This is a genomic window from Candidatus Methylomirabilota bacterium (genome assembly GCA_035315345.1).
In the GTDB taxonomy this organism is placed as follows: Bacteria; Methylomirabilota; Methylomirabilia; order Rokubacteriales; family CSP1-6; genus CAMLFJ01.
Genome location: DATFYA010000152.1, coordinates 13,664 through 30,550 on the forward strand (window position 1 = coordinate 13,664; position 16,887 = coordinate 30,550).

General features: G+C 70.8%; 18 protein-coding genes. 13 read left to right on the plus strand and 5 right to left on the minus strand.

Annotated features, from left to right (window positions below; all coding sequences use genetic code 11):
* The first annotated feature begins 12 nt into the window (after positions 1 to 12).
* The 11 genes from VKN16_19960 (at position 13) to VKN16_20010 (ending at position 10,058) form a co-directional block, all read left to right on the plus strand.
* Positions 13 to 1,332, plus strand: coding sequence for a response regulator (locus VKN16_19960; GenBank protein HME96481.1), 1,320 nt, complete (start codon positions 13 to 15; stop codon positions 1,330 to 1,332).
* A gap of 98 nt (positions 1,333 to 1,430) precedes the next feature.
* Positions 1,431 to 2,147 (plus strand): hypothetical protein, encoded by a 717-nt coding sequence (locus VKN16_19965; protein HME96482.1) that lies wholly within the window; start codon positions 1,431 to 1,433, stop codon positions 2,145 to 2,147.
* A gap of 11 nt (positions 2,148 to 2,158) precedes the next feature.
* Entirely contained in the window at positions 2,159 to 3,643 is a 1,485-nt protein-coding gene (locus tag VKN16_19970) for a benzoate-CoA ligase family protein (protein HME96483.1), read from the plus strand.
* A 10-nt stretch (positions 3,644 to 3,653) separates the two neighbouring features.
* Complete coding sequence (locus VKN16_19975; GenBank protein HME96484.1) at positions 3,654 to 4,061, plus strand: acyl-CoA thioesterase; 408 nt, start codon at positions 3,654 to 3,656, stop codon at positions 4,059 to 4,061.
* Positions 4,058 to 4,459: a RidA family protein gene (locus tag VKN16_19980; protein HME96485.1), complete on the plus strand. Its 402-nt coding sequence runs from the start codon at positions 4,058 to 4,060 to the stop codon at positions 4,457 to 4,459. Before VKN16_19975 ends, VKN16_19980 begins: the two co-directional genes overlap by 4 nt.
* Positions 4,460 to 4,654: 195 nt before the next feature.
* Positions 4,655 to 5,491, plus strand: a complete 837-nt coding sequence (locus tag VKN16_19985; GenBank protein ID HME96486.1) for an extradiol ring-cleavage dioxygenase — start codon at positions 4,655 to 4,657, stop codon at positions 5,489 to 5,491.
* A 102-nt stretch (positions 5,492 to 5,593) separates the two neighbouring features.
* A complete protein-coding gene (locus tag VKN16_19990) occupies positions 5,594 to 6,811 on the plus strand; it encodes an ABC transporter substrate-binding protein (GenBank protein HME96487.1) in 1,218 nt (405 codons plus the stop codon).
* 22 nt (positions 6,812 to 6,833) lie between these two features.
* The gene (locus VKN16_19995; protein HME96488.1) at positions 6,834 to 7,700 is read left to right on the plus strand and encodes a branched-chain amino acid ABC transporter permease; all 867 of its coding nucleotides are present in this window, start codon (positions 6,834 to 6,836) and stop codon (positions 7,698 to 7,700) included.
* Entirely contained in the window at positions 7,697 to 8,623 is a 927-nt protein-coding gene (locus VKN16_20000; protein ID HME96489.1) for a branched-chain amino acid ABC transporter permease, read from the plus strand. Before VKN16_19995 ends, VKN16_20000 begins: the two co-directional genes overlap by 4 nt.
* A complete protein-coding gene (locus VKN16_20005; protein ID HME96490.1) occupies positions 8,620 to 9,366 on the plus strand; it encodes an ABC transporter ATP-binding protein in 747 nt (248 codons plus the stop codon). The genes VKN16_20000 and VKN16_20005 overlap by 4 nt, the downstream gene beginning before the upstream one ends.
* Before the next feature lie 2 nt (positions 9,367 to 9,368).
* Positions 9,369 to 10,058 (plus strand): ABC transporter ATP-binding protein, encoded by a 690-nt coding sequence (locus VKN16_20010; GenBank protein HME96491.1) that lies wholly within the window; start codon positions 9,369 to 9,371, stop codon positions 10,056 to 10,058.
* A gap of 170 nt (positions 10,059 to 10,228) precedes the next feature.
* Here VKN16_20010 and VKN16_20015 read toward each other — a convergent pair whose 3' ends face one another.
* From VKN16_20015 to VKN16_20025, 3 genes are read right to left on the minus strand one after another with little or no spacing between them, the layout of a single operon-like run.
* Positions 10,229 to 11,506: a TRAP transporter large permease gene (locus VKN16_20015; GenBank protein ID HME96492.1), complete on the minus strand. Its 1,278-nt coding sequence runs from the start codon at positions 11,504 to 11,506 to the stop codon at positions 10,229 to 10,231.
* Positions 11,503 to 11,940 carry a TRAP transporter small permease gene (locus tag VKN16_20020; GenBank protein HME96493.1) on the minus strand — a complete coding sequence of 146 codons (438 nt, stop codon included), beginning with the start codon at positions 11,938 to 11,940 and terminating at the stop codon, positions 11,503 to 11,505. The genes VKN16_20015 and VKN16_20020 overlap by 4 nt, the downstream gene beginning before the upstream one ends.
* A gap of 5 nt (positions 11,941 to 11,945) precedes the next feature.
* The gene (locus tag VKN16_20025; protein HME96494.1) at positions 11,946 to 12,941 is read right to left on the minus strand and encodes a TRAP transporter substrate-binding protein; all 996 of its coding nucleotides are present in this window, start codon (positions 12,939 to 12,941) and stop codon (positions 11,946 to 11,948) included.
* Positions 12,942 to 13,046: 105 nt separating this feature from the next.
* On the opposite strand from VKN16_20025, the gene VKN16_20030 reads away from it, so the two are divergent.
* Both VKN16_20030 and VKN16_20035 read left to right on the plus strand, forming a co-directional pair.
* On the plus strand, positions 13,047 to 13,898 hold the full coding sequence (locus VKN16_20030) for an MBL fold metallo-hydrolase (protein ID HME96495.1): 852 nt from the start codon (positions 13,047 to 13,049) through the stop codon (positions 13,896 to 13,898).
* Between the two features lie 22 nt (positions 13,899 to 13,920).
* On the plus strand, positions 13,921 to 15,564 hold the full coding sequence (locus VKN16_20035) for an amidohydrolase (GenBank protein HME96496.1): 1,644 nt from the start codon (positions 13,921 to 13,923) through the stop codon (positions 15,562 to 15,564).
* On the opposite strand, the gene VKN16_20040 is transcribed toward VKN16_20035, so the two are convergent.
* Positions 15,492 to 16,280, minus strand: a complete 789-nt coding sequence (locus VKN16_20040; GenBank protein HME96497.1) for a zf-HC2 domain-containing protein — start codon at positions 16,278 to 16,280, stop codon at positions 15,492 to 15,494. The genes VKN16_20035 and VKN16_20040 overlap by 73 nt on opposite strands.
* Positions 16,277 to 16,813, minus strand: a complete 537-nt coding sequence (locus VKN16_20045) for a sigma-70 family RNA polymerase sigma factor (protein HME96498.1) — start codon at positions 16,811 to 16,813, stop codon at positions 16,277 to 16,279. The genes VKN16_20040 and VKN16_20045 overlap by 4 nt, the downstream gene beginning before the upstream one ends.
* Positions 16,814 to 16,887 lie beyond the last annotated feature (74 nt).

Genomic DNA, 16,887 nt, shown 5'->3' on the forward strand with positions numbered 1-16,887 from the left:
GCTCCGCTCCTCATGATCAAGCGCGTCCGGGAGCAGGTCGGGCGATGGATGCGACGCGACGCGGGAGCGACCGCGCCGGACGCCCTGCTCTTCGCGGATCATGAGGAGATCCGCGACATCTCCCGCCAGATCCGCCGCACCAAGGTGGAGATGGACCGCACGGTGCTCTCCATGCGGAGCTGGGCCCGCGACCTGGGCCGCCGCCTCGCGGAGGGCCCGCGCGGGCTCTCCCGCAACGAGGACCTGCGCGCGCTCGGCGAGACGGTGGGCGGCCTCGCGCACAACTTCAACAACTCGCTCGCCGCGATCCTCGCCTACACCGAGCTGATGCTGCGCGAGAGCGAGTCCGAGGCGGCGCGGCGGCGCCTGATGGTGATTCGCGACGTGGCCCTGGAGGCCTCGGCGACGGTTCGCAAGCTGCAGGAGTTCGTGTCGCGACAGCCCCAGGTGGCCTTCGGCCCGGTGGGCCTGCCCGCGGTGATCGCGGAGGCGCTCGAGCTGACCGCGCCTCGCTGGCGCGACGAGGCGGAACGCAAGGGGACGGTCATTGCGGTCACCCAGGACATGGAGGCGCTGCCCCCGGTCGAGGGCAACGCCTTCGAGCTGCGCGACGCGCTCGTGCGGCTCATCAACAACGCGGTGGACGCCATGCCGCGCGGCGGCTCCCTCGCCATCCGCGCCGCCTCGGAGGCCTCGGGCTGGGTCGTGGTCGAGGTGCGCGACTCCGGGATCGGCATGTCGGAGGAGATGCGGCGCCGGCTGGCCGAGCACGCGCGCGGGCTGCAGTCGGGCCAGGGCCTGGCCCACGTGTACGACATCGTCGAGCGTCACGGCGGCTCCGTGGCCATCGACAGCGAGATCGGCAAGGGCACCACCGTGCGGCTGCGCTTACACGCCAGCCGCTTCCAGATCATCCCGGCCTCCGAGGGACCCGCCGAGCGCCAGACCCCGCCCGAGCAGGCGGCCCGGGTGCTGCTGGTCGACGACGACCCGCGGCTCCTGACCGTGCTCTCCGACGTGCTGCGCACCGAGGGTCACGCCATCACCATCGCGGCCAACGGGGAGGAGGCGCTGGCGGTCTTCGATCCCGCCGCGCACGACGTGGTCATCACCGACCTCGGCATGCCCCGGATGAACGGCTGGGAGGTGGCCGAGCGGATCAAGACGCGCTCGCCCGCGACCGCGGTGTTCATCCTCACCGGCTGGGGAGAGGGCGTCTCCGCCCACGAGTCGATGCAGTTCGTGGATCGCGTCATCGCCAAGCCGGTATCGGCCGAGGCGCTGCTCGATCAGCTGGCCGGTCTCACCCGCTCCCGCGTTCCCCCCGCGTGACCGCCGAGCCGGCCGCGCCAGCCACTCCGGCGACTCCACGGCCCGCCGCCTCCGTCCTGCTGGTCCGACCGGCCACGGCCTGCCCGGTCGAGGTCTACATGATCCGGCGGCAGAAGAGCATGCGCTTTCTCGGCGGCTTCTACGCGTTCCCGGGCGGCAAGGTCGAGGCGACCGACGCCAGTGAGGAAGCCCTCCGATGCTGCCGCGGCATCTCGACCGCCGAGGCTCTGCGCTCGTTCCCGGTCTCCGACGGCCTGCCGCCGCTCGCCTTCTGGGTGACCGCGGCCCGCGAATTGGTCGAGGAGACCGGCCTGCTGGTGGGCTGCGACGAGGGCGGCCGGCCGGTGGACACGAGCGATCCGGTCGTGCGCGAGCGGGTCGAGAGCCTGCGCCACGCGCTGGTCGCCGAGGACGCGCCGTTCCACGTCCTCCTCGCGCGCGAAGGCTGGCGCCTCGACCTCGCGCCCTTCCGCTACCTCTCGCACTTCATCACGCCGCCCTCGAGCCCGATCCGCTTCACCGCGCGGTTCTTCCTGGCGCCGGTGCCCGTGGGGCAGGAGCCCCGGCTCCTGGGCGGCGAGGCCTCCGAGGGCTTCTGGATCGATCCCGCCGAGGGCCATCGGCGCTTTCTCGCGGGCGACATGCAGATGGCCGAGCCGGCGGACTGCGGGCTCCGGTACCTCTCCGGCTTCGACGACCTCGGGTCGGTCTGGACGGCCCACACCGACGGGCGGCACAAGTTCCACGGCATCACCGATCGCATCGAGGCCGCCGGCTTCGCGATCCCGCGTAGCAAGCGAAGCGGCCAGCCCTGAGCGCGTCGGGCATGGACAACGCAGCCGCCCTGTTCATCGACGGGCCCGTGCACGAGGGGCATGGCGACCGCGCTGCCCTCGTCACCCCGTCCGGGCCGGTGACCTACGCGTCCCTGCAGCGGCTGACCGACCGCGCGGCCCACGGCCTCCGCGCCCTGGGCGTCGAGCCGGAGCAGCGCGTGGCCATCCGGCTTCCCGACGGCCCCGCGTGGGCCGCCACGTTCTTCGGCGCCATCAAGCTGGGCGCGGTGGCGGTGCCGATCAACACCCGGCTCGCTCCCGCCGCGCTCGGCACCGTGCTCGCCGACTGCCGACCCAAGGTGCTCGTGACCCAGCCGACGACCGACATCGAGCGGGGCGCGCCGGCCGCGCCGGTTCGGGACTTCGACTCGCTGGTCGCCGACGCCCCGTCGGCGCCGGTCCGGCCCGAGCCGATGGGGCCTGACGCGATGGCATTCTGGCTGTACACCTCCGGCACCACCGGCTCGCCCAAGGCGGCGGTTCACTGCCATCGTACGCTCCCGGCGTGCCGTCACTACGGCATCGACGTGCTGGGCGTCACCTCGGCGGATCGGATCTTCGCGACGTCACGATTGTTCTTTGCGTATGCCCTGGGCAACGCGCTGCTGATCCCGCTGTTGGCCCGCGCGGCCACCTACCTCGATCCGGCGTGGCCCGATCCGGCCGCGGTGGCGCGCGTGATGGGCGAGTTCCGGCCCACGCTCTTCTTCTCGGTGCCCACCATGTATGCCCGGTTCCTGCGCGCGAATCTGCCGTCGGATGCCTTCGCCTCGGTCCGGGCGTGCGTCTCGGCGGGAGAGCGACTGCCCGCCGAGATCTACGAGGCGTGGCGCGCGCGCTTCGGGGTCGAGATCCTCGACGGCATCGGCGCGACCGAGACCATCTTCATGGTGCTCTCGAACCGGCCCGGGCAGAGCCGGCCGGGCTCCGTGGGCTTTCCGGTGCCGGGCACCGAGGCGCGCGTGCTCGACGCCGACGGGCGCCCGGCGGCCGAGGGCGAGGAGGGCGTACTCTGGGTCCGCACGCCGTCGCAGGCGGCCCAGTACTGGCAGCGGCTCGACCAATCCCGCCGGACCTTCGTGGGCGACTGGTTTCGCACCGGCGACGTGGTCCGCCGTGAGCCGGACGGGGTCCACGTGCACTGCGGGCGCGAGGACGATTTCTTCAAGGTGGCGGGGCAGTGGGTGGTCCCGGCCGATGTAGAATCGGTCCTGCTCCGGCACCCGGGCGTGCTCGAGTCGGGCGTGGTCGCGGCCGCCGAGTCCGGCGGGCTGGTCAAGCCGTTCGTGTTCGTGGTGGCCCGGGATGCGACGGCGGAGCCGGAGGCTTTGCGGGCAGATCTGCAGCGGTTCCTGGAGGGCGCCCTGGCGCCGCACCAGCGGCCGCGGGAGATCAGGATCGTGGCCGAGCTGCCGCGCACCGACACCGGAAAGCTGCAGCGGTATCGGCTGCGCCAGATGGTCGATGGTCAGTAGCGCGGTGACCGTGAAGGTCCGGTGGAGCGAGTCGGACCCGGCCGGCATCGTGTTCTACCCGCGGTTCTTCGAGTGGTTCGATCTGGGGACGGAGGCGCTCTTCGAGTCGCTCGGGCTGCCCTGGACCGAGATGTTTCCGGCCGAGCGGATCGTGGGCGTGCCCATCGTGGAGTCGGGCGCTCGCTTCGCGTCTCCGGTACGCTACGGGGATCAGGTGCGGATCCACACCACGGTGAGCGAGGTGCACGAGAAGACGTTCCGGGTGGAGCACGAGGTGTCCGTGGGCCAGCGGCGCTGCGCGAGCGGCTTCGAGGTTCGCGCGTGGGTGGCGCGACCGGAGGCGCCGAACGGGGCGCTGGCGGCCCGGGCCATTCCGGCGCGCATCGTCGCCCTCCTCAAAGGAGAGTCCCGTCCATGAAGCCAGAGGTGGTGTTCACGAAGTCGGCGCCGAAGACCGGATTCTCCGAGGGAACCGAGTCGCCGATCGCCCAGGGTGTCAAGTGCGGCGGCCTTCTCTTCGTCTCCGGCCAGGGCCCGCTCGACCCGGTGACCAAGACCATCGTGTCCGAAGACATCGCCGAGCAGACGCGCGTGACGCTGGACAATGTCCGCGCCGTCCTGGAAGCCGGCGGCACCTCGATCGCCAACGTGGTGCGCGTCGGGGTCTACCTGCGCGACATGGACGACTTCGCGGTCTTCAACCGCGTCTTCAAGGAGTATTTCCAGGGCGTCCAGCCGGCCAGGACGACCGTCGAGGCCGCGCCTCCTCGCAAGGGCGTGAACGTCGAGATCGACGCGGTGGCCTGGGTGCCGTGAGCGCCCGGCAGGAGCTTGAATGTCCGCTATGTGGGGGGGTGCGGGGGCCATGTCGGGGCCCCCGCAGCTGAAGAGCTTGAAGAAGTAGCCGGTTGTCCGCCGCGGTTGTCCGCTATGTGGGGGAGTGCGGGGGCCATCTGGGCCCCCGCAGCTGAAGAGCTTGAAGAAATAGCCGGTTCCATGGAGAACTAGCCCATGAGCCCACTTGCCGGTGCGTTCCTGACCGTCCACACCCCGCGCTACTGCACGCTGGAGGCGGCCTTCGAGGGCAAGCTCGCGTCCGAGGCCTTTCGCCCCGTGCGCGACGGCCTCGTGGCGCAGGGCGAGGTGGTGGAGCGGGCGAGGCTCGATGTGACCGTGATCAACTCGTGCCACCTGATCACCACGTTTCCCACCGTGGTGGACGGGACCCCGCGGCATCGCGGGGTGCTCACCGCCCAGGAGGCGCCCGAGATCATCCACGGAGTGGGCTACGACTATCCCGGTGATTACGATCTGGCCGCCCGCCTCATCGCCGGCGGGAAAGCGGCCGGGCAGCAGTGCGTGCTCGCCAACGACGTCCACTATCCGCTCGACTACGGGACGGTGATGCCGATGGTCTGCTACCTCGACCGGTCGCAGCGCACCCCGATCGTCCCGGTGTCGGTCTGCCTGTCCGCGGACCTCAACGAAGCCCACGAATGGGGCCGCCTGACCGCCCGGGTCGCCGCGGAGAGCGGCAAGCGCGTGGGCTTCGTGGCGAGCGGCAGCGTCTCGCACAAGCTGGTGCGGGGACCCGATCGCATGCCGCTGCCCGCGGATCAGGAGCTGGACCATCGGTTCGCCCGGCTGCTGGCCGACGGCGAGTTCGAGAAGCTGTGGGCGTGGCTGCCCGAGTTCACGTCGAGCAGCCAGGCCGAGATGGGCGGCCGGCACCTGGCCATGCTGCTCGGGGTGGTCATGGAATCGCGGCAGCGGTTCGTGCCGATCGTGCACGCCTACGGGCCGTCGTCGGGCAGCGGCAACTACGTGATCTCCCTGCTGGCGGCCTGAAACCGGCGCGCCCGGCAGTTCGTTATCAAATCGGCGGATTTCGTGTAGATTTGTAGGGCTCAGGCGTCGACGACGACGCTCAACCACCTCGGGAGGAACATCATGATGGATGAAGTCACGCGGCGGAAGTTCATCGGGACGGCCGGGCTCGCGGCCGCCAGCGCGGCGATGGGGCCGTGGGTGCGACGCGCGGGCGCGCAATCGGACCCGGTCAAGATCGGCCTCGTGTTGCCGTATTCGGGCGTGTACGCGGTGCTCGGCGAGTCCATCACCCAGGGCATGGAGCTGGTGTTCGCCCGCGAGAACTGGACGGTGGCCGGGCGCAAGATCGAGATGATCAAGGAAGACGATGAGATGAAGCCGCCGGTGGGCGTCCGCAAGACCGAGAAGCTCATCGACTCCGACAAGGTGGACATCCTCACGGGTCCGGTGCACAGCGGCATCCTGATGGGCATGCGCGACAAGGTCCACAACAGCAAGACGATCCTGATCGTCTCCAACGCCGGCGCCGACGCCATCAGCCGCGAGCGGTGCTCGAAGTGGATCTTTCGCACCTCGTTCTCGAACTGGCAGCCTTGCCAGCCGATGGGCGGCTGGGTGGCCAAGCACGTCTCCAAGGATGTGTTCCTGACCGCGCCGAACTACCAGGCTGGCAAGGACATGATGAACGCGTTCAAGGAGACCTACGTGGCCGCCGGCGGCAAGGTGGTGGCCGAGGACTACCCGAAGCTGGGAGAGACCGACTACGCGCCCTACTTGACGAAGATCCGGCAGTCGGGGGCCAAGGCGGTGTTCGCGTTCTTTTCCGGCACGGACGCGGTCAACTTCGTCAAGCAGTACGATCAGTTCGGCCTCAAGCAATCGATCAAGCTCACCGGCGCCGGCTTCCTGACCGAGCCGGACGTGCTGCCCGCCCAGGGCAAGGCGGCGCTCGGCGTGATCACGGGCCACTTCTACACGCCGGTGCTCGACAACCCCACCAACCAGCGCTTCGTGAAGGAGTTCCAGGCCAAGTTCGGCGGCAAGATGCCGGACGGGTTCGCCTGCCAGGGCTACGACACCGCGGAAGTGATCGTGCGCGCGCTCAAGGCGGTCAACGGCAACACCCAGGACAAGGAGAAGCTGGTCGACGTGATCGCCAAGAGCGAGTTCGACAGCCCCCGGGGCCGCTTCCGCTTCGATCCGAAGACCCACAACGTCATCCAGCCGTACGTCTACATCCGCGAGGTCAAGGAGGTGGCGGGCGGCCTCAACAACGTGCCGATCGACAAAGTCGCCAACGTGGCCGACCCGGGCACGGGCTGCACGCTGCCCGCGTAGTCGAGGCGACGTCGCACCCCGCATGCCGGTCGATCTGTTCGGGCAGGCCCTGAACGGGCTGGCATACGGGGTGCTGCTGTTCTTGTTATCCGTCGGGCTCACGCTGATCTTCGGGATGCTCGACGTGATCAACCTCGCTCACGGCTCCTTCTACATGCTGGGTGCCTACGCGGGGCTCTCGCTCATCGCGGCCACCGACAACTTCTGGCTGGCGCTGCTGGCCGCTCCGCTCGCGGTCGGGCTGATCGGCGCGCTCATCGAGCGCTCGTGTCTCCGTCCGCTCTACCGGCGGCCTCCGCTCGACCAGGTGTTGCTCACCTTCGGCTTCATCTACCTCTTCGAGGACCTGGTGAAGTGGATCTGGGGGGGGCGCATCCGCTCGATCCCGCCTCCGGACCTCTTCTCCGGCTCGGTCTCCCTCGGCGGCACGATCATCCCGTCGTACCGGCTGTTCGTCATCGTGTTCGGCCTCGTGATGGCGGTGCTGCTCTACGTCCTGATCGAGCGCACCCGTCTCGGCGCGGTGATTCGCGCCGGCGTGTTCGACGCCGAGATGACCGCGGGCATGGGCATCAACATCCACCGCGTGTTCACCGCGGTGTTTGCCTTCGGCGCCGCGCTCGGCGGGCTCTCCGGGGTGATCGCGGGGCCGATCCAGTCCGCGTTCCCGTCCATGGGCGTCACCATCCTGATCCCGGCCCTGATCGTGGTGGTGGTGGGCGGGCTGGGCAGCCTCAAGGGCTCGCTGGTCGGCAGCCTCGTCATCGGCCAGGCCGAGACGTTCGGGAAGGCGTGGCTGCCCGACGCAGCCATGCTCATCATCTACGTGGTCATGGCCGGCATCGTGCTGATCCGCCCCCAGGGACTCTTCGGCCGGCCGCTCAAGTGACCGGGCTCCGGCTCGCCGCCTTCGCGCTGGTGGTGGTCGCGCTCGCCCTCTTTCCCCTCGGTGCCGGCAACTATCCGGTCAAGCTCCTCCAGGAGATCCTCATCATGGGAGTCTTCGCGATGAGCCTCGATCTCTTGATGGGCTACGCCGGCATGGTCTCGTTCGGCCACTCCGCGTTCTTCGGCATCGGCGGCTACGTGGCCGCGCTCGCGCTGGCCAGGAATCCGGGGCTGGTCTCGGCGCTCCTCCTGCCCGCGCTGGCCGCGGGCCTCGCCGCCCTCGTGATCGGCTTCTTCTCCATCCGGGTCGGCGGCGTGTACTTCATCATGCTCACGCTCGCGTTCTCGCAAATGTTCTTCGCCTACACCTTCCAGGTCTCCTGGCTCGGAGCCGAGGACGGGCTGGTCGGCATTCCGCGCCCGCGCGTGCCGGGCTGGGACCTGGGAAGCCTGCGCGGCTTCCATGCCTATCTGCTCGTGCTGGTGGCGCTGGCCGCGCTCGTCCTGTGGCGGGTGGTGCGCTCGCCGTTCGGTCACGTGCTGCGCGGCATCCACGAGAACGAAGCGCGCATGGAGGCGCTCGGCTACCCGGTGGACCGCTACAAGCTGGTCGCGTTCGTGATCGCCGGCGTCATCGCGGGCGTGGCCGGGTCGCTCTACACCCAGTTCAACGGCTCGATCACCCCGGACGCATTCTACTGGCAGACGTCGGGCGAGGCGCTGCTGATGGTGATCATCGGCGGCACCGGCACGCTCGGCGGCGCGATGCTGGGAGCCGCCGCGTTCATCCTGCTGCAGAGCCTGGTCAGCACCTACACCGAGCGCTGGATGCTGATCCTCGGCGCGACCTTCATCTTGTTCGTGCTGTTCGCCCCGGGGGGCATCGTGGGAGCCCTGCGCGGGCGGATCGGGCTGCGGGCGTGACCGCCGGCCTCCTGGCCGCCGAGAGCTTGAGCCGCGCCTTTGGCGCCCTCAGCGCGCTCAATCGCGTCTCGTTCGAGGTGGCCTCGCGCGAGCGGCGCGCCATCATCGGCCCCAACGGCGCCGGCAAGACGACGCTCTTCAACCTGATCACTGGGCAGCTGGCCCCGACCGGCGGCCGCATCCTGCTCGAAGGGCGGCCGATCCAGGGCCTGAGCCCACACGCGGTGGCCCGTCGCGGAGTTTCGCGCTCGTTCCAGCGCAACAACCTGTTCCCGAAGCTCGCGGTGCTGGAGAACCTGCGGCTGGCCGCCGCGGCCCGCGCACCGGGCACCTGGAGCCTGCTGGGCCGAATCGAAGGGCAGCCGGGTCCGCGCGCCCGGGCGCGCGAGGTCGCCGACATCGTCGGCCTCACCGAGCGGCTCGCGGTGCCGGCCGGGCTGCTCTCCTACGGTGAGCAGCGTCAGCTCGAGGTGGGCGTGGCGCTCGCCACCTCGCCCCGGCTTCTCCTGCTGGACGAGCCCACCGCCGGCATGTCGCCCGAGGAGACGCAGCGAATGACGCGCATGCTGGAGGCGCTGCCGCGCGACGTGACGCTCCTGATCATCGAGCACGACATGGACGTGGTGGGCTCTCTCGCGGACCGGGTCACCGTGCTGCACTACGGCGAGGTGCTGACCGAGGGCACCTTCGCCGAGGTGAAGGCCGATCCGCGGGTGTACGAGGTCTACCTGGGCAGCGCCTGAGCATGCTCGACGTCGAAGCCATCCACACCTACTACGGCGACAGCCACGTGCTGCACGGCGTGTCGTTGCGCGTGGCGCGGGGGGAGGCGGTGGCCCTGCTCGGGCGCAACGGCGCCGGCAAGACCACGACGATCCGCAGCATCGTGGGCTTCACGCCGCCCCGGACCGGCCGCGTGGTGTTCGAGGGCCGAGCGATCGAGCGCTGGCCGTCCTACCGCATCGCCCGGCAAGGCCTCGCCCTCGTGCCCCAGGGCCGGCGTATCTTCGCCCCGCTCTCGGTGCGCGAGAACCTCATGCTGGGCGCCCGCGCGGAGGGCTGGACGCTCGAGCGCGTGTTCGCGCTGTTCCCGCGCCTGCGCGAGCGCGAGGGCCAGGCCGGCGGGACGCTGTCGGGCGGCGAGCAGCAGATGCTGGCCATCGGTCGCGCGCTGATGACCAACGGGCGCCTGATCCTGCTCGACGAGCCCTCGGAGGGACTGGCCCCGCGGATCGTCCGTGAGATCGGACGGATCTTGCAAACCCTCAAGGCCGAGCGGCTCTCGCTGCTGCTGGTCGAGCAGAACTATCACCTGGCCCTGCGGGTGGCCGATCGCGTCTACGTGATGAACAAGGGGCAGATCGTGTACGAGGGCCCGCCGGCCGCGCTCGAGGCCGACGAGGAGGTCAAACGTCGGTATCTCGGGGTGGCGTGAGCACCACCGTGACCCGTGTTCAGCTGCGGGGGCCCCGACATGGCCCCCGCACTCCCCCATTCAGCGGACACCGACGGGCGCGGACATGGCCCCCGCACTCCCCCATTCAGCGGACACCGACGGGCCCGGACATGACCCCCGCACTCCCCAGTCGTTGGCGGGCCTCCGAGCTAGAGGAGGTGGAAGAGGCGAGGGAGGATCAGGGTGATCTCGGGCACCAGGATGATGATCACGAGCCCGATCACCAGCACCGCCACGAACGGCAGCATCGCGCGCGTGGCTCGGTCGACCGACAGGTCGGCGATGCCGCAGGCGATGAACAGGCCGACGCCGATCGGGGGCAGGAAGAGGCCGATGCCCACCGCGGCCACGATCACGATCGCGTAGTGGATCGGATCGATGCCGAGTCCGCCGGCCACCGGGAGCAGGCTCGGCAGCAGGATCACCACCGCGGGCAACCCCTCGATGACCGCTCCGAAGAAGATGAAGATGGCGGCGGTGAGGAACAGGAATACGAGGCTGCTGCCCGGCACCACCGTCATCAGCCGGATCATCGCGGCCGGCATCTGCTGCACGGTGAGGAACCAGGAGACCACGCCGGCGGTGCCCAGCAGCAGGCCGACCGCGCCGGTGATCATCGCCGCGTTCATCATGATCGCGGGCAGCTCCTTCCACTTGATCTCGCGGTACACGAACAGGCCGACGACCGCGGCGTAGAGCACCGCGAGCACCGAGGCCTCGGTGGGGGTCATGATGCCGCCCAGGATGCCCCCGAAGATGATCGCGGGCATGCCGAGCGGGATCAGGGCCTGGCGGAAGGCCACGCCCAGCTCGCGGAGGGTCGGCCGCGGCTCGGCCCTGATGCCCACCCGGCCCGCGGTGCGCCAGATGTAGCCCATGAGCACGATGGCCATCACCACCGCGGGCAGGAAGCCGGCGGTGAAGAGCGCGGCCACCGACAGGCTGGCCACCGACCCGATCACGATCATCAGGATGCACGGCGGCACCAGGATGCCCATCGCGGAGGCGGCCGCTACCACCGCCACCGCCAGCTCGCGGCTGTAGCCGGCGCGCACCATGCCCGGGATGGTGGTCGCGGCCACCGCGGAGACGTCGGCCACCGTGGAGCCGGAGATGCCCGAGAAGATGTACTCGGCGGCCACCACCGCCATGCCGAGGCCGCCGCGCACCCAGCCCACCAGGGCCACCGCGAGGCGCACCAGGCGGTGCGCGATGCCGCCCGTCTCCATCAGCGCGCCGGCCAGGATGAAGAGCGGCAGGGCGAGCAGCACGAACGAATCGACCTGGTGGAGGATCGTCTGCACCGTCACGGCCAGGGGCGCCGGCGCCGCCAGCAGCGCGCCGACGTAGCCGGCGAGCCCCACCGTGACCGCCACCGGCACGCCGATCGCGAGCAGCAGCAGGAAGACGACGGTGACCAGGATCATCGGGCGCGCAGGAGCCGCCAGAGCTGCGGCAGCGCGAAGAGGACCATCAGCGCGCCGCCGACCGGCAGCGCCCCGTGGAACCACAGCATCGACAGCTCGAGCGAGTCGGTGACCTGACGGCGAGCCACCGGGTACATCGCGATGCCCCCCGCGACCAGCACGCCGCCGAAGGCCAGCACCAGCAGGCCCACCGCGAGGTCGGCGGCGTGACGCAGGCGCGGCCCGAAGCGGTCGATCAGCAGATGGAGGCGGAAATGCGCGCCGCGACGGACGGCCACCGCGGCGCCGAGGAACACCATCCACACGAAGCAGAGCCGCGCGACCTCGTCGTACCACTGGAAGGTCGCGTGCAGCACGTAGCGGCTGAAGACGCCCAGGAAGACGTCCACCACCAGGGCCACCATCAGCCCCAGGCAGATCCAGTCGACGATCACGCGGGCTACTTCGCGGTGGCCTTCGCCTCCGCGATCACGCGGTCGACCAGCTCCTTGCCCGCCTTCTGCTCGAGGAACTTCCACACCGGCTGGGCGCGCTCCTGGAAGAGGCGCAGGTCCCGGACGTCGTTGACCTGCACGCCCTTGGCCTTCATGGCCGCGAGCCCCTCGACCTCGGCCTTCAGCTCGTCCTGCCGGTGCTGGGCGCACGAGGCGGTCATGGTCTCGTCGATCACCTTCTTCAGATCCGGCGGCAGCGCTTCGTAACGCGCCTTGGCCATGAGCCACGCGGCGGCCGGGTACGAGTGCTGCGTCTTCGAGTAGTACTTGGTGATCTCGTGGAACTTGTCGGACACCACGGTGGTCACCGGCAGCTCGAGGCCGTCCACCGTGCCCTGGCGCACCGCCATGTACACCTCGCCCCAGATCATCGGCACCGGGTTGGCGCCGAACTGCTTGAACACCTCGACGAGGGTCGGGATGGGCGGGACCCGGATGGTCTGGCCCTTGAGATCGTCCGGCACCATCACCGGCCGCTTGTTGGAGAGCACGCCGCGGAACCCGAAGCCGCCGCCGTAGCAGAAGCCCTTCGCCCCGAGCGGGTCGAAGTACTTCAGCATGTCCTTGCCGACCGCGCTGTCCATCACGCGCCACACGTGCTCGCGATTCTGGTAGAGGAACGGTACGTCCGGCGCCAGCAGCCTGGGATCGAACTTGCCGCCCGCGGAGGGCAGCGACACCGCCGCGATGTCGACGGTGCCGAGCTGCATGCCCTCGAGCACCACGATCTCGTTCTTCGCGAGCTGGCCGGCCGGATAGACCTCCACCTTGATCTTGCCCCCGCTCTTGGCCTCGGCGATCTCCTTGAACTTGTACGCGGAGGTCGTGAACGGGTTGTCGTTCCCGACGATGGTCGCGAGCTTGAGGGTGACGGTCTGGGCGAGCGCGGGCGCGACGAGCCCGAGCACGACGACGGCGACGAGGGCAAAGCGCAGGACCATGAGCGGCCTCCGACGGCAGGGATGACGGCTTCGATCTGGCACGCTTATACCGCGGTGCGCCCGCGCCCCGCAAGGGCGCGCCGCGGGATGCTACACTCGGAGGCCATGAGCTGGATCGATCCGGACTTTCCGCGCAGCGCCACGCCGAGCGATCTGGTGGGCCGCGTGCTCGGGCTGAATCCCGGCATGATGACCGGCCCCGGCACCAACACCTATCTGGTGGGCCGCCGCTATCCCATCCTGATCGACACCGGGGCGGGGGAAGCGGACTACCCGGCGCTCTTCCAGAAGTATCTCGGTCAGCGCGGCTGGCGGCGACCCGAGCGCATCATCCTGACGCATCGCCATCGCGATCACCTGGGCGGCGTCGGGCAGCTGCGCGAGCTGTTCCCGGGCGTGCCGGTCGCGAAGATGATCTATCGCGACTCGGGCCTGCCCGACGACGTCGAGATGCTGCGCGCCGACGAGACGGTGGAGGGCGACGGGGTCAGCCTGGTCCCGATCCACACCCCGGGCCACGCCTCCGACCACCTCTGCTTCTACTTGAAGGAAGAGCGCGCGCTGTTCAGCGGCGACCTGATCCTCAACGGCTCCACCACCGTGATCCCCGACGAGGACGGCGACCTCGCGCTGTACATGGACTCGCTGCGCCGGCTACAGGCGCTCGACATCCGCCGCATCTATCCGGCCCACGGGGCGGTGATCGAGGACGGGCCCGCGAAGATCGCCGAGTTCATCGATCACCGGATGCTCCGCGAGCGACAGATCCTCGAGACGCTCGGCGGCGGCCCGCGCGCGATCCCGGAGATCGTGAAGATCATCTACGCCGACGTGAGCAACGCGCTGCACCGCGTGGCCGCGATGTCCGTGCACTCGCATCTCCGCAAGCTCCGAGCCGAGGGTCGCGTGCGCGAGGAGACGGTGGCGGGCGGCCCCTCGCGCTGGGCCCTCGTCTAGCCCGCGCCGCCCGGCCGTCTCCGTGCTGCTGACCAACGGACGCATCCACACGATGGACGCCGACGCGTCCGTGGTGGACACCCTCGTCGTGCGCGACGGGCGGGTGGCCTTCGCGGGGCGCCGGGCCGACGTCAACCCGGCCGTCGGCGAGGCCGTGCTCGACCTCGGCGGCCGCCGCGTGCTCCCCGGGCTGGTGGATGGCCACGGGCATCTGATGCTCCTCGCGCGCGCCCGCCTCGAGCTGGATCTGGCCTCGGCGGGATCGGAGGAAGAGATCGCCCGGATGGTGGCGGCGGCGGCCGCGCGTCTGGCGCCCGGCGAGTGGATCGGCGGCCGCGGCTGGGATCAGACGCGCTGGCCCGGGCAGCGGTTCCCCACGCGTGCCTCGCTCGATCGGGCCGCGCCCGGCCATCCGGTGGCGCTCGTGCGCGTGGACGGTCACGCCACGTGGGCCAGCGGGGCCGCGCTCGAGCGCGCGGGCATCACGCGCCACTCCGGCGATCCCGCGGGTGGCCGCATCCTCCGCGACGAGCACGGCGAGCCGACCGGCGTCCTGATCGACCTGGCCCAGGACCAGATCCGCGCGCGGGTGCCGCCGCCGTCCGAGGCGCGCTTCGACGCGGCGGTCGAGGCGGTGATCGCGGAGTGCCTGGCCAAGGGGCTCACCGGCGCGCACGAGCCGGGGCTCGATCTGAGCGCGGTGGCCTCGTACACGCGGCTGATCGGCCGCGGCCGCTTTCCCTTCCGCGTGTTCGCGGCGCTCTCCGGACGAAAGGCCTGGGGCGAGTATCGCGAGCGAGGGGCGCCCGAGTCGGTCGGCGACGGCCACCTCACGGTGGGCGCGCTCAAGCTGTGGCTCGACGGGGCGCTCGGCTCGCGCGGCGCCGCGCTGCACGCCCCCTACTGCGACGACCCCGCGAACACCGGCCTAGTGCTGGTGCCGCCCGAGGAGGTGGATCGGCTGACGCGCGACGCGGTGTCGCGCGGCTTCCACGTCTGGGTGCACGCCATCGGGGATCGGGCCAACACGCTGGTGCTCGACGTGTTCGAGCGCGTGCTCGCGGCCGGCGGGCCGCCACCGCGGCTGCGGGTCGAGCACGCGCAGATCCTGGCCCCCGCCGACATTCCGCGGTTCGCCCGCCTGGGGGTGGTGCCCAGCATGCAGCCGACGCACTGCACCTCGGACATGCGCTGGGCCGAGGAGCGCCTCGGGGCCGAGCGACTCGCCGGCGCGTACGCCTGGCGCTCGGTGCTGGATTCGGGCGCCTACATCGCGGGCGGCTCCGATTTCCCGGTCGAGGACGCCAATCCGTTCCACGGCCTGCACGCCGCGGTGACGCGGCGGCCCCGCGAAGGCGACGATCCCGGCTGGCCGCTCGCCCAGCGGATGACGCGCGAGGAGGCCGTGCGCGCGTTCACGATCTGGAACGCGCGATCCATCGGGCGCGACGCCGATCAGGGCTCGCTCGAGCCGGGCAAGCGCGCGGACCTGATCGCCCTCTCCGACGACGTGTTCACCTGCGCGGAGGCGCGCATCGCCGGCCTCGCGCCCGTGCTCACCATGGTGGGCGGCGTGGTGGTGCACGCGACGGATCAGGCGCCGGGCGCGAGCCGCTCGGCGAGCCGGATCAGGTCCGCGAGCTCGACGTCCGACACCAGCGCGTAGCCCAGCTCCCCGTCTCGCCACAGCACCGAGGTGAACCCCCGGGAGGTCGTGACGCGGGCCTGCGTGCCCCCCACCCGCTGCAGCCCCTGGCTCGGCCACGGCAGCCCGTCGGCGCGGAACACGAACAGCGAGATCGTGTGCAGGCGCCGGCCGAAGACGAAGACCGCGGCCTTGCGGTCAAGGTAGTAGCCGACCGCGCCACCGCGGAGCGGGAAGTCGGCATCGCCCTCGAAGCGCACCACGGGCGCGAAGTCCAGGCGGCCCGCGAACCACGGCTTGACCTGATGCATGCCGCCGCTCTCGACGTCCAGCGGATGCTGGCTCGCGAGGATCCGCAGGTGATCGTTAACCGCCTCGGCGACCATGCGGCCCGCGTCGCGCTCGTCGGCTCGCCGCGACACGAGCGGCAGCGCCACCAGCAGGAGCGCGGCCATCGCGGCGGCCGGGACGAGGTAGCGCGGCCAGCGCCGTCGGCTCCCCGGTGTCGCGACGGCCGGCGTGGGCCAGCCCGCGGCCAGTCGGCGCTTGAGGGCCAGCGGGGCGGCGTGCGGGGGCAGGCGCTGCTCGAGCGCTTCGGTCAGGAGCGCCTCGGCGCGCTCCTCGTGCGCGCACGCCGCGCACGCGTGCAGGTGCGCCTGCAACGCCGCGCGCGCCTCCGGGGTGAGCCGGTCACGCTGGGCGTCCAGCAGCCGGTCGCGGGCCTCGTGGCAGGTCATCGCGCGTAGTCCCGGAGCTGCTCGCGCAGGGCCGCCCGCGCCCGCGCGAGGCGAGACTTCACGGTGCCGACCGCGCAGCCGACCACTGCCGCGACCTCGGACTCGGTGAGGCCCTCGAGGTCCAGCAGGATCACGGTGCGCGCCTCGTCGCTCAGACTCATGAGCGCGCGCTCGATCTCCTCGCCGACCACCTTCCGCAGCCGGTCCAGCTCGAGATCATCGCGCAGCCACTGAGCCGGCGCAGGTTCGGTCGGGGCCACCGTGTCGAGCCCGCCCACCGTCGGGTTGTGCCGCTCGTGACGGTACTGGCTGAGGAAGGTGTTGCGGAGGATGCGGAACAGCCAGGCTTTGAGATTGGTGCCCGGCGTGAACTGGTGCGCCGCGCCGAGGGCGCGCGCGTAGGTCTCCTGCACGAGATCTTCCGCGTCGGTGGGGCTGCGGGTGAGGTAGCGGGCCAGGTGGTAGAGCGTGTCCGCGTAGGCCAGGGCCTCGCGCCCGAGCCGGCCCGGATCCGCCCGCTCCCCCCATGCCATGTCGAGATCATACGCACCGGTCACGCCGCTGTGCCAACGACGCATCGTCGCCCACCGTCGCCATTCACCACCGC